This window comes from Anaerotignum propionicum DSM 1682, assembly GCF_001561955.1.
GTDB lineage: Bacteria > Bacillota > Clostridia > Lachnospirales > Anaerotignaceae > Chakrabartyella > Chakrabartyella propionicum.
This window is the reverse complement of the sequence record NZ_CP014223.1, coordinates 2,753,788-2,766,564: the sequence shown is the minus strand read 5'-3', so window position 1 is coordinate 2,766,564 and position 12,777 is coordinate 2,753,788. Positions and strand designations below refer to the sequence as shown.

14 protein-coding genes are annotated in these 12,777 nt (G+C 39.7%); 9 read left to right on the top strand and 5 right to left on the bottom strand.

Annotated features, from left to right (window positions below; all coding sequences use genetic code 11):
• The first annotated feature begins 63 nt into the window (after positions 1-63).
• The 4 genes from CPRO_RS13000 to CPRO_RS12985 all read left to right on the top strand — a co-directional run bounded on the left by CPRO_RS13000 (position 64) and on the right by CPRO_RS12985 (position 4,665).
• On the top strand, positions 64-885 hold the full coding sequence (locus CPRO_RS13000) for a 4Fe-4S binding protein (RefSeq protein ID WP_066052704.1): 822 nt from the start codon (positions 64-66) through the stop codon (positions 883-885).
• A gap of 195 nt (positions 886-1,080) precedes the next feature.
• Positions 1,081-1,980 (top strand): LysR family transcriptional regulator, encoded by a 900-nt coding sequence (locus CPRO_RS12995; protein ID WP_066052701.1) that lies wholly within the window; start codon positions 1,081-1,083, stop codon positions 1,978-1,980.
• A 79-nt stretch (positions 1,981-2,059) separates the two neighbouring features.
• Complete coding sequence (locus CPRO_RS12990) at positions 2,060-2,407, top strand: ArsR/SmtB family transcription factor (protein WP_066052699.1); 348 nt, start codon at positions 2,060-2,062, stop codon at positions 2,405-2,407.
• Positions 2,408-2,502: 95 nt separating this feature from the next.
• Positions 2,503-4,665 (top strand): heavy metal translocating P-type ATPase, encoded by a 2,163-nt coding sequence (locus tag CPRO_RS12985; protein ID WP_066052697.1) that lies wholly within the window; start codon positions 2,503-2,505, stop codon positions 4,663-4,665.
• A 306-nt stretch (positions 4,666-4,971) separates the two neighbouring features.
• Here CPRO_RS12985 and CPRO_RS12980 read toward each other — a convergent pair whose 3' ends face one another.
• From CPRO_RS12980 to CPRO_RS12960, 5 genes are all read right to left on the bottom strand, one after another.
• Complete coding sequence (locus CPRO_RS12980; RefSeq protein ID WP_066052694.1) at positions 4,972-5,319, bottom strand: hypothetical protein; 348 nt, start codon at positions 5,317-5,319, stop codon at positions 4,972-4,974.
• Between the two features lie 219 nt (positions 5,320-5,538).
• Positions 5,539-6,291 carry a YdcF family protein gene (locus CPRO_RS12975; RefSeq protein WP_066052692.1) on the bottom strand — a complete coding sequence of 251 codons (753 nt, stop codon included), beginning with the start codon at positions 6,289-6,291 and terminating at the stop codon, positions 5,539-5,541.
• A gap of 223 nt (positions 6,292-6,514) precedes the next feature.
• Positions 6,515-6,709, bottom strand: a complete 195-nt coding sequence (locus CPRO_RS12970; RefSeq protein WP_066052689.1) for a DUF951 domain-containing protein — start codon at positions 6,707-6,709, stop codon at positions 6,515-6,517.
• 2 nt (positions 6,710-6,711) lie between these two features.
• Positions 6,712-7,572, bottom strand: a complete 861-nt coding sequence (locus tag CPRO_RS12965) for a mechanosensitive ion channel family protein (RefSeq protein ID WP_066052686.1) — start codon at positions 7,570-7,572, stop codon at positions 6,712-6,714.
• Positions 7,547-8,272: a gamma-glutamyl-gamma-aminobutyrate hydrolase family protein gene (locus CPRO_RS12960; protein WP_066052681.1), complete on the bottom strand. Its 726-nt coding sequence runs from the start codon at positions 8,270-8,272 to the stop codon at positions 7,547-7,549. The genes CPRO_RS12965 and CPRO_RS12960 overlap by 26 nt, the downstream gene beginning before the upstream one ends.
• Positions 8,273-8,456: 184 nt before the next feature.
• Here CPRO_RS12960 and CPRO_RS12955 point away from each other — a divergent pair, with 184 nt between their 5' ends.
• The 5 genes from CPRO_RS12955 to mtaB all read left to right on the top strand — a co-directional run bounded on the left by CPRO_RS12955 (position 8,457) and on the right by mtaB (position 12,722).
• Positions 8,457-9,155 (top strand): 5'-methylthioadenosine/adenosylhomocysteine nucleosidase, encoded by a 699-nt coding sequence (locus tag CPRO_RS12955; protein ID WP_066052679.1) that lies wholly within the window; start codon positions 8,457-8,459, stop codon positions 9,153-9,155.
• Positions 9,156-9,400: 245 nt separating this feature from the next.
• A complete protein-coding gene (locus CPRO_RS12950; protein ID WP_066052674.1) occupies positions 9,401-9,856 on the top strand; it encodes a hypothetical protein in 456 nt (151 codons plus the stop codon).
• A gap of 185 nt (positions 9,857-10,041) precedes the next feature.
• Positions 10,042-10,596 (top strand): hypothetical protein, encoded by a 555-nt coding sequence (locus tag CPRO_RS12945; RefSeq protein WP_066052670.1) that lies wholly within the window; start codon positions 10,042-10,044, stop codon positions 10,594-10,596.
• A gap of 11 nt (positions 10,597-10,607) precedes the next feature.
• Positions 10,608-11,399: an HAD family hydrolase gene (locus CPRO_RS12940; protein WP_066052667.1), complete on the top strand. Its 792-nt coding sequence runs from the start codon at positions 10,608-10,610 to the stop codon at positions 11,397-11,399.
• Positions 11,400-11,423: 24 nt separating this feature from the next.
• Positions 11,424-12,722, top strand: a complete 1,299-nt coding sequence (gene mtaB, locus CPRO_RS12935) for a tRNA (N(6)-L-threonylcarbamoyladenosine(37)-C(2))-methylthiotransferase MtaB (RefSeq protein ID WP_066052664.1) — start codon at positions 11,424-11,426, stop codon at positions 12,720-12,722.
• Positions 12,723-12,777 lie beyond the last annotated feature (55 nt).

The following is a 12,777-nucleotide window of genomic DNA, read 5'->3' as shown; positions in this document are numbered from 1 at the left end:
TATCATAAAAGAAGAGGTTTAGGAAGGGAGGAAGGGTGCATCAAACGAAAGCATCCGCAGCAGATGGAGATTAAAAAGGTATGGGCAGTATTTTTTAGTCCTACAGGGGGGACGGAAAAGGTAGCAACAACTGTTGCACAAGTAGCAGCAAAAGCACTCTGTGCGGCATATGATACTTATGATTTTACACTACCACAGGGCAGAGAAAATGAGGTTGTGTTTGGAGAAGGCGACTTGGTGGTTTTGGGAACCCCTGTTATTGCAGGACGGGTTCCTAATCTTTTGTTGCCCTATTTAAAGGAAAAAATAAAGGGTACAGGTGCAATTGGTGTTCCTGTTGTATCCTTTGGAAATAGAGATTATGATGATGCGTTAATGGAGCTACGCAATATCATGGAGGATAGAGGATTTCAAACGGTTGCAGGTGGGGCATTTGTGAGTGAACACTCCTTTTCCCGCAAGCTCGGTGCAGGCAGACCGGATGAAAAAGACCACGCTTTGCTGACCGAGTTTGGTGAAAAAATCGGAGAGAAAATAAAACAGGGCTGGGTATATAGCCAACCGGCATATGTAAAAGGGGAAGAACCTATCCGCCCCTATTTTACTCCTCGGGATAGGCATGAAGGTGCAATCGATATCCGTAAGGTGAAGCCTGTTACCGGCGAGAGTTGCTGTAATTGCGGAATTTGTGCAGAGGTCTGTCCTATGGGTGCTATTTCAAGGGATGATTATTCTCTTATTCCTGGGATTTGTATGAAGTGCTGTGCCTGTGTGAAAAAATGTCCCACAGGAGCAAAGTATTTTGATGATGGGGGCTTTATTTATCACAAGGAAGAGCTGGAGGAGCTTTACGAAAGAAGGGCTGAGCCTGAATTTTTTGTATAATTAAGGAAGTTTGTATCATATAGGGAACTTGTGCAAAGGTAAATAATGAAAATGTAATTATATTGTTTTTGAATTTGGGTGTGAAAGCTTAGGAAATAACGGAAAATAGTATTTGCCGCACCATTATTCGTATAAGGGTGCTTTCTATTGTACAACCTGTTTCAAGTATAATAAACGATGAAAGGGGTGTTTTGCATGAAGGTTGATATTTCGTTGGATTTGTACCGTATTTTTTGTGCTGTAGTGCGTAGCGGGAATATGTCTGCTGCTGCGAGAGAGCTTTATATTTCTCAACCAGCGGTGAGTATGGCAATTCGTCAATTGGAGGATCGCATGGGAAGCCCTCTTTTGATTCGTACGGCAAAAGGGGTGTATCCCACTGCGGAAGGAAAGCTTCTATATACTTATTTGGAGCAGGCTTTGGGGTTGATTCACGCCGCAGAAGAAAAATATTTTCAAATGGTAAATATGGAGATGGGGGAGTTGAAAATTGGTGCCAGTGATACAGTCATTGCAAATTTTTTGCTGCCCTATTTGGAAAAATATCATAAGCTTTATCCTGATATCAATATTAAAGTGACAAATAAAACAACTTATGAGTCCTTACGTTTATTGAAAAACGGAAGCGTGGATGTATGCTTTATCAATCTACCCATCAACGATGATGGAGATTTGGAGATAAGTCCTTGCATTGAAATTCATGATATTCTGGTTGGTGGAGAGCGGTACAAGCGCCTGTCTGAGGTTGGGCTGGAACTTAAGGATTTGCCCGGCTACCCGTTGCTGCTTTTGGAGGATTTGAGCAATTCCAGAAAATATATAGACCGTTATGCCGAGGAAAACGGAGTCATTTTAAACCCCATTTTGGAACTGGGCAGCAGTGATTTGTTGATCAGCTTTGCCCAAATTAATTTAGGACTGACCTATGTTATTAAAGAGTTTACAGAAGAAGCGCTAAAGGAGAAACGTCTTTTTGAAATACCCATTACGCCGCCATTGCCAAAACGCAATATTGGCATGGTTCATTTAAAGAATGTAACTCTGCCACACGCTGTAAGAGGTTTTATTCAACTAATTGAATTTCAAGAAAGTTGAAATTACCGTTGACAGAAATAGTTGCTCGTGATAATATATGAATAGTTATTCAATCATTCAAATGAATTGAGGTGGTTCTATGAAACATGATACCATTACGCCTGGCGATATTCATGTACTTGATGAAATAGAGCAGGATTATTTACGAGATGTTGCAGAGTTTTTTAAGGTTTTTGGGGATGTTACAAGAATCAGATTATTGCAAAGCCTTTTAGCCGGAGAAAAAAATGTTGGAGAATTGGCTGATTGTTTAGAAATGTCCCAGTCTGCTGTGAGCCATCAATTGCGAGTATTGCGTCAAAATCTGTTGGTGAAATACCGCAAAGAAGGAAAGACGGTTTTCTATTCTTTGGATGATGAACATGTTCAAACAATTTTAGAGCAAGGCATGACTCATATTCAGCATAAACGTGGTTATACTGAGTAAGGAATAAGGCTGTTAAAAGAGATATTTTGACAGCCTATTTTAAAAAATAATATATGAACAAATAATCATATGAACATTTATGGAGGTGTTTTGGTGTGAAAGTATATTTAAAAGGATTAACCTGTGCCAACTGTGCAGGTAAGATTGAAACAGCGGTGAATGCTCTGAGTGAAACCCGTCAAGCGGAAATTAACCTAGTAAAGCAAACGATGGAGGTTTCTCTATCTGAGGGGACCGAAGAACTGGGTGTTTTGCAGAAAATTGAGAAAATTGTACATAAATTTGAACCTGATGTGGTGGTAGCCATGGAAAACAGTAGAGCTGTAGAGACTGCCGGTTGTTCCTGTTCCCATTGCCATGAAGGTAGCCGCGAACATGAAGATAGTCATGCGCTTGAGGATGACCACGGACACGACCATGGTAACGGAGAAGAAGGAGAAGGGAAAAAACTTCTGATTCGTTTTGGTCTGGGAGGTATTTTGTTTTTAGCAGCATTCTTCATGAGTGAGACCACTTGGACCGTTCCTTTATTTTTGATTTCTTATGGGATTTTTGGCTATGATGTTTTGCTAAGAGCCATTAAAAACATCGCAAGAGGTCAAGTTTTTGATGAAAATTTTTTAATGTCTATCTCTACCGTAGGTGCCATTGCCATTGGAGAAATGCCGGAAGCGGTATTTGTTATGATGTTTTATCAGATTGGTGAGGCTTTTCAGGATTATGCAGTACGCAGATCCAGAAAATCTATCACTGCGCTATTAGATATTCGCCCGGATTCAGCGGAAGTTATTACGGAAAGCGGAGTCAAACGAGTACATCCCGAAGAGGTACAAATTGGTGATATTATCTTGGTGAAGGCGGGGGAAAGAATTCCTCTGGATGGCAGGGTTAAGGAAGGCCATGCCAATTTAGATACAGCGGCTTTGACAGGGGAAGCTTTACCCAGAGGGGTAGAACCAGGCAGTGATGTTTTAAGCGGTTGCATTAATTTGGACGGTAATTTGAAGGTAGAAGTAACAAGACCGTTTAAAGATTCCACGGTTATGAAGATTTTGGAAATGGTTGAAAATGCCTCAGGAAAAAAATCCAAAACAGAACGTTTTATTACACGCTTTGCAAGGGTTTATACCCCTGTTGTAGTTGGTTTGGCTGTGGCTTTGGCGGTACTACCTCCGGTATTGGGCTTTGGTGAATTCCAGATGTGGTTTGGGCGTGCTTTGATTTTCTTGGTAGTATCTTGCCCATGTGCTTTAGTGCTCTCGGTACCATTAAGCTATTTTGCCGGCATTGGTGCATCCTCCAAGAATGGCATTTTAGTAAAAGGTGGAGGGGACTTGGATACCCTTTGTCATGTATCTCAGCTTGTTTTTGATAAGACTGGCACCTTAACCAAAGGTAAATTTTCTGTAGTAGAAATAGAAGGGCAAGAAAAAGAGGAACTTATGTATTTGGCAGCTTTGGGTGAGGCCAACAGTAATCATCCCATTGCAGAAGCAATTGTTCAGGAGTATAAAAAGACAAAGGAAATCTCTGCGGATTCGGCAGTGGATTATAAGGAGTTGGGTGGCTTTGGTGTCTCTTACAGCTTAAATGGAGAACAGGTCTTATTGGGAAATCACCGATTAATGGAGCGAGAGAAAATTTCCTTCAAGCCTTACCAGGGTGTTGGATCTGTGGTTTATGTTGCTAAAGATGGAATGTATATGGGTTATATCGTGGTGGCCGATACCCTTAAGGATAACTGCAAGGAGGCATTGTCTTCACTACGGAGCATGGGTGTGCACACCATGACGATGCTCACTGGGGATAGGAAAGAAAATGCTCAGGTTATGGCGAAAGAATTGGGGATTGATCAATTCTATGCAGAACTGTTGCCCGAGGATAAGGTTCGTATTTTAGATGAAATCAAAGGGAAAGAAACAGGCGGAAAGGTTGCCTTTGTTGGGGATGGCATTAATGATGCTCCCGTATTGGCAGGAGCGGATTTGGGTGTTGCCATGGGAGGCATTGGTTCGGATGCGGCCATTGAGGCGGCGGATGTGGTACTGATGGATGATGATATTGGAAAATTATCTGTGGGTATTCGTATTGCAAAAAACACACGGGTTATCGTAAGACAAAACATTGCCTTTGCATTAGGTATCAAAGCATTGGTTTTGGTATTGAGTGCTGTTGGTATGGCAACCATGTGGATGGCAGTTTTTGCGGATGTTGGTGTGGCAGTATTAGCAATTTTGAATGCCATGAGAAAGAAATAATTGTTATAAGGTTTTTAAGTTATCACAAAAGAAACATTGAAAAGTTTTGTTTTTGATATGATAAATGTTAGGCAGGGAACGCAGTTTTCAGTATTTTGAAAAGGCACTCTCTGCCGTTTTTGTGTTTATGGTTGGAGTATGATGCTTTTATAAATGTCGTTTACAAAATGGTAAGGGGATAATTATGAGTCATGAAAAGAGAATTCTCCATCTTATCATCAAGAGAAGAGACTTTTTATTACAATTCTCCCACTGGATTGAATAAATAATTTTTTTAGAGAATCAGGCACTTTGTGAGAGAGGGGATCATGATTGGATTTCAGAATTCTTAGATTCTTTCATATATTTCTTTGCAAGACTTTTATATTCCTGATAAAGGTCATTGTTTACATAGGCAGATATATACCGTTCTATTCTTCCGTCAGAAAGGGTGACTCTACGAATGTTAGGTTCTAATTCATTGCAGCTGATGCCGAAAGTTGTTACTGCATTTTCAGAAACTATATCAAATTCATAGCCACCGCCGCCATAAACAGTGTACTTGATTGAGGGTGGATCTATGTTTGGATTCATATATTGAATCTGGGATACAATCTGCAATAATGTTTCATAATCAGAAGGATCAATCTGGGTATAGTTCTCTTTTTCTGCCATGCAACCCCGTTCATAGACATAGCCTGTACGCTATTTTCAGGAAATTTATAAAACCCTCTTATCCGTTGATAGTCTATCGAAAAGTAATAAAATAGGCCAATAATTGCAATTACAACGCAAACAAAAACTATTTTTAATTTTTTCATAGTTCCCTCCGTGGTAAGTTTTAGCCTTCCAATCAAAGAAAAAACGTACCAACATTTTTTAATGTTGGTTCAGCTACTGTCTTAGTATTATAAGTTTTATAAGGGCTAAGACCTCCCGTATATAGTTTACAGGAGCGATATACCATTGTATTTTTGCATGCAGATAGTTACTATTGATTCCTACAATTTTAGATAACTCGTTTGCTCTAAATAGATGAAAATCATTTGTTATAAAAACTGACTTGTATTCGTTTTTAAAATGAGTATCTAATAGCTTTTTGGATAAAAGAAAGTTTTCATAGGTGCTTGTAGAATTATCTTCCTTTATTATCTTATTTTCGGGAATTCCTTTTGAAAGCAAGTATCTTTCCATTGCCAGGGCTTCCGTTATGGTTTCGTTGCGGCCTTGTCCACCAGATACAACGATCATTGCGTTTGGATTTGCATTGAAATACTCTATGCTTTTTTCCAGTCTATAATAAAGGGGTAGTGTAATCTTATCCCCATTCAGTCCTGCGCCAAGAACAATGACAGCATCCTCTTTATAAGTTGCAGTGTCTATTTGACCAAAGACAGCAATAAATAGAATAGCCGAAATCATAATTGTATTACCTATTAAGAATAAATTTTTTAGCCACTTAACAACGCCTTTTTTTGAAAGAAGTTGAATCCCTTCATAATAAAAACCATAGATGAAATAGACAGCACCCACCATAAATGTTGCTATAACACCGATATTAAAACTAATTACCAGTGACAAAATGAATGCATCACATGCTAAATATAACCCAAGAATAATAAATAAAGATTTAATAAATCTTTTCAATGTTTACCCCACCTCTTGATTTTTTAATAGTCAATAATACCTCATAGGACAAGGCAATATCTAAAATTTTACAATTATATTTAAAGAATAGCAATTGTTTTGAAAAATGGTACTAATTATTTAAGAAATTTGTAGGAACCTTGTAAAAAAAGCCTTTCCATTAACGCCCCAAATGATGCTGCGGGTGCTTGGAAAGGCTTTTTGTTATATGTTTAACCAAAAATTATTTTTCTTCCTTGCTTTCGGATACAATTTTTTTCACATTCTTTTCAAACTTTACTCTAGGCAGCATAACCATATGGCCACAGCCGCAGCACTTAATACGAAAATCAATGCCTACACGAAGAATTTCCCACTGGCTGGAGCCGCAGGGGTGGGTCTTCTTCATCTGCACAATATCTCCAACTGAAAAAACCATATTTATGCCTCCTCCTTTTCTTTTACAATATGAACGATACGCTGTGGAAAAGGAATTTCAATTCCCTCTTGATCGAAACGGTTTTTGATACGTCTGCGCAGTTCTACTTCCACGGCGAAATTGGTTTTTACCATGCATTTTGCAACAATACGAATGGTAACGGCGGATTCATCCAAGCCAACTACACCGAGGATAACAGGTGTTTCCAAAATGCTCTCCATATCTGAGGTTTTCTTCATTTCATCCTGAAGAATCAATAATACATGGTCAATATTCTCTTCGTATGCCACACCTACATTTACGATTGCATTGATAAATTCACTGGACATATTTGTTACAATACCAACGGAACCATTGGGAATGATGTGAACTTTTCCCTGAGCATCCCTTATTGTTGTATAGCGTAAGGTGACACTCTCTACGGTACCTGTGATATTTTGAATGGTAACCACATCGCCAACAGCAAAGTGGTCTTCAAAAAAAATGAAAAATCCCTCTAGCATATCAGTGACAACGCTCTGTGCGCCCAAGCCGATGGCAACAGAACCGGCACTTGCAATAACCAATAAGGATTTGGGGTCTACTCCCAGCAAATTCAAAATTGTGAACAATCCAATAAAGTAGACCACATATTTCAACACGCTGGAAGTAATTGTATTCAACGTGTTTGCCTTTCTCTCAGACATAGCCAAACGTTGTTTTTGTGTTTGCTTTTGGAAGAACTTTTGCGTTACACGATTGACGATACGGATGATAATCCAACAGAGGAGTAAGGTTCCTCCGACTTCAAGAATTTTTATACCAACGGCGGCACCGGTTTCCATCAAAGCTTCAAAGCTAAGAATTCCTTGCAATTTTCCCATTGTTACCTCCTGTTTCCTTAAATTTTTCTGCGGCAGTTAAAAAAGCAGAAAAAAGCTTCTTTTGTTCTTTTGTGCCCATTGCTTCGGGATGCCACTGGACCCCTAAGACAAAGAGATTCTGAGTATGCTCAATGGCTTCGATTAGGCCGTCGAGACTTTTTGCCGAAACACGCAGTCCGTCACCCAAAAGAGCAACTGCCTGATGATGGAAGGAATTTACCGTAACTTTTTCCTTACCCAACAAGGTAGAAAGCAGAGAGTCATTTTCAATGAGAATACTATGGGTTCCATATTCACGGGGTGCCTGCTGACTATGCTTTAGTTTACTGCCCGTTTGAACGGAAATATCCTGGTAAATTGTTCCGCCCAAGGCAATATTAATCACCTGCATGCCACGGCAAATTCCTAATATAGGAATGTTTTTGTCCACGGCTTCACGGCACAAAGAAATTTCATATTCATCCCTCAATGGGGAAATTTCGCCGCTTTGTGCCAAGGGCTCCTCTTGGAACAGCAATGGATCAATGTCACCTCCGCCGCTGAATACAATTCCGTCAAGAAAGGGCGGAATTTCAGCATGGGGAAACAACAAAATTGGGAGAGCACCAGCGGAAGAAATGGCGGAAATATAATCTTGGTGTATTTTATATCTATTGATGCTGCTATCATAGTCTGGAGTAATGCCGATTACCGGTTGCATAGAACCCTTCCTTTTTATAAACTTTCCTAATAGTATACAAAAGATGAGAGAGTTTTGCAATGGAGGACAAGGAGAAATATGTTCTCTTGTAAAACAGCAGGGTATTGTGCTATGATTAAAATACAGATAATTGGGCGAAGATGTAACCGTCCAACAAACATTACACAGAGTGGAGATGACAAAAATGAAAACCATTGGAATTATTGGGGCAATGGAGGAAGAAATTCTTTGTTTAAAAGAGAAAATCGAAATTGTTACGACAAAAAATGTTGTTGGCCTGTCTTTTTTTATTGGCAGATATAAAGGGAATAATATCGTTTTGGTAAGAAGCGGAATTGGCAAGGTGAATGCGGCTATTTGCACCCAAGCCATGATTGATTTATTTGGTGTGGATTATATTCTGGTGCTGGGTGTTGCGGGAGCACTGGTTGAGGAATTGAAAATCGGAGATATCGTGATTTCCACCGATGCGGTACAGCATGATATGGATACATCAGCCTTAGGAGACCCAATTGGGATGATTCCTCGTATGGCAGAGAGCTATTTTAAGGCTGACGAGGAATTGATTCGCTTGGCGCAAGCTTCGGCAGCGGAAATTGCCGATGGCTATCGGGTTATCACTGGGCGTATTGCCAGTGGTGATCAATTTATTTGTACAAAGGAAGGTAAGGCGACCATCCGTAAGAATGTGCAAGGGACATGTGCGGAGATGGAAGGTGCGGCCATTGCCCATGCATGTTGGTTAAATCGCATTCCATTTTTGATTGTTCGTGCCATTTCCGATGGTGCAGGCGAAGAAGCTACGATTTCCTTTGAAAAATTCAGCATCATGGCAGCAAAGCGTTGCAGTGAGCTGGTGGAAAAAATACTAGAAAAATTATAAAATTTGCATATAATAGCATGGGGAAAAACATAGAGGACAAAAACGTCATTCGCATCCATATATTTGGTATTTTATTGTAATATATGGATAAAAAAGTGCCTAAAAATGACCTTGATTTTTTTCTAATGATTCTGCGGTATTGCTCTTGTCAGAGCTGTTTTGTTACTGTATAATGCAATCATAAAGAGATATTTCGCACACAAACTATTTTTTGACACGAGAGAGCCTAGAAAGGAGCGCCATCTATGACAGCAAAAACTCATGGATATATTACAAAAGAAATAGAACTGGAACAGCTTTATCAGTTTGTTTTAAAATATTTCGACCCCAGTGCAAAAATAAACCGCTATGAAAATCGTTTCGGCGAAAGCAATGAAATGGCAGTTTATTTCACATACAAGGGCGAGGAAAGACGACTTTTTACAATGGTTTACAAAAGCCGAAAATTTTCCAAAAATGGAGAGAAAAATCGTATGATTTTCCTTGACTTGGATTATTGGGGTCATAGCGTTGAAATTATGCGTTCAATTTTGTCCTTCTTCGGTGGTTGGCTTGATGAAAACGATTGTGACAATGAGGAACCTTATTTCATTGAAGCCCAAGCAGACGGTGTTACCCCTAACATCATTAAAATTTCCAGAAGCGAGCTAAACAGACGTTTAGGCGGTATGGTTGTAATTATTGAGGATGATGAGGTTTAAGAAAACAGAAAGCGTTTTGGGTGTCGTTAATTCGACACCCTTTGAAAAAAATTGAGAGTTTTTCCTTTGGGAAAGGCTCTTTTCCTTTTATGGGAAGCCTTGCAAAGACGTTTCGATTTATGATATACTGAAAAAATACAGGAGAATACGAGGGTGGATATAGTTCTGGAAAGGATGGGGTCTTTATGGATGAAAAAGATTTTTGTCGCAAGCTGGATGAAGATATTGACCGCAGTCTTGAAACTTGGGATGCCTACTCGTATGATGAGGAGAAAATGTCTGTTTTATTCCGCTATTTGATGAGTACTTATGGGGAAATCATAGAGGGCTTTTGTGATGAGCTTAGGGTGATTCAACCCTACGAAAAAACTGCATTGCAGGCGGAGGCATATCGTGAAAATGTAAGGAAAATGCTGGAACGACTGGAAGGCTTTCGTCAGAACGGTTATAAAAACGAAGGTTTGTTGGAATATTATTTGAGGCAGGAGCAAAATGACATCATTATGGATGTTGATTTTACGCAATTGCGTTTGGAAATTGGATTTATGGAAGCCTTATCAAAGCATGAAAAGGATGAAATTATCGAAAAATTAGGAGAGATGGAAGAAATTTGTTCACAAGTATTGTTAAAACGCCAGAAGTGGGATCAATTACGCAAATATTTGGTTTGGCTTTCAGGTAAGGATGTGAATATTGCATTAAAGATACTTCCCATTTTTTTTAAAATAAGCAAAGTGTAAGAGGGAATAAAATGATTAAATTAATTGTTTCGGATATGGATGGCACACTGCTCAATGATGAAAAGAGTATTGATTCAGAAATCTATAATATTTTGCCTAGGCTAAAGGAAAAGGGGATTCGCTTTGTAGTTGCCAGTGGCAGGCAATACCCAAGCCTGAAAAAGCATTTTCATGAGCATATAAATGATGTTGTTGTAATTGCAGAAAATGGTGCCTTTGTGGTGGATGATGGAAAAGAGCTTGTGGTTGAGCCCATGGCAAAACACGAAGTGGCTCACTGTTTGGAGAATATATTTATGCTCAAAGATGTAGAACCTTTGCTTTGTGCAAAATATTGCAGTTATACCAGAAGCCCTGAGCTTTTGGATTATTTGTCATCACCCTTATTTCATTATGAAATGAGGCTGGCAGAGGATTTATTCCAAGTGAAAGATGACATTTTTAAAGTATCCATGATTTCTCATGGAGGAAAAAGTGCAGAAAACTGCTATGAAAGATTACGCCCAAAACTGGATAACAGTTTAAATCTTGTGATTTCCGGCGATGCTTGTTTAGACACAGGGTTAAGGGATGTTACAAAAGGAACGGCAGTTGCGGCTTTGCAAAAAATGTGGAACATAACCCCGCAAGAAACCGTAGTTTTTGGGGATCAGTATAATGATGTTGAGATGCTAAAACAGGCTTATTACAGCTATGCCATGGAAGGTGCATCCAGCGGTGTGAAAAAATTCGCCCGTTTTCAGGCGGGGAGTAACAATAAAGGTGGGGTAGTCAAAGCCATTCGAGAGTTGACTGGGCTTTGAAACCGAGAAGGAACGGAGAGAAACATGAAAAGAGCAGCAAGTTATGCCCTTGGGTGCAAGGTAAACCAATACGAAAGCGAAGCCATTGCTGAGCTGTTTGCCGAAAAGGGTTATGAAATTGTAGGTATAGATGAAGCGGCAGATGTATATGTAATTAATACCTGCACGGTTACCAATTTTGGGGATAAAAAATCAAGACAATTGATACGTAAGGTAAAACGGCAGAATGAAAATGCTGTGGTTGCTGTGGTGGGATGCTATGCCCAGACAGCACCTGAGGAGATTATGTCTGTTGAAGGTGTAAATTTGGTTATTGGAACCAAAGACCGCGGGCAGATTGTGGAAATGGTGGAACAGTATCAACCTCAAAACGGCGTGGAAAACTATGTGACTGATATTATGAAGGAGCGGGTGTTTGAGCCCCTTTCTATTCAAAAACTCGCAAATCGTACCCGGGCATATTTAAAAATTCAGGATGGATGCAGTCAATATTGTTCATACTGCATTATTCCTTACGCACGTGGGCCAATCCGCAGTCGTGAGCCCAAAGATGTTGTGGATGAGGTTGCTCGTTTGGCAGAAAATGGATTCCAAGAAATTGTCTTGGCAGGAATTCATGTGGCGAGCTATGGGAAGGATAGGACTGATACGAACCTTCTGGGAATTTTACGAAAGGTTCACGAAGTTGAGGGCATTCGCCGTATTCGCTTTAGCTCTATTGAGCCCAATGTGGTGACGGAAGAGTTTGCAAAAACCATGGCAGAGCTGCCAAAGGTGTGCCATCACTTTCATCTTTCCTTGCAAAGTGGGTGCGACAGAACTCTGAAAGAAATGAACCGTAAGTATGATACGCAAAAATACCGTGAAGCGGCAACGCTTTTAAGAAAGTATTTGCCTGATGTGGCATTAACCACGGATATCATTGTGGGTTTCCCCGGAGAAACAGAAGAAGATTTCAAGGCTTCCTATGCTTTTGCAGAGGAAATCTGCTTTGCGAAAATTCATGTATTTCCTTATTCACCCAAGAATGGAACTCCGGCGGCAGAAAGAAAAGATCAGCTGCCAAGTAACATAAAAACAGATAGAAGCCATCAATTGCTCGCTTTAAGCGATAAAATGAGTGGGGAATTTCTAAGTAAGTATGTTGACAAAACCGTGGAGGTTCTGTATGAAAGATCTGTAGAAGCGGGAATCTATGAAGGGCATACTTCAAATTACATGAAGGTGCTGACAAATAGCGATGTAGACTTATCCAATCGGCTGGTTTTCACAAAAATTGTTCAAGTGCAAGGAGAAAATGCTTTTGGCGAGGCAATTTTGTAATTATTCTGTAAAGATAATATAGTTGCAATCCGCTTTGGTTTATATTATGATGAAG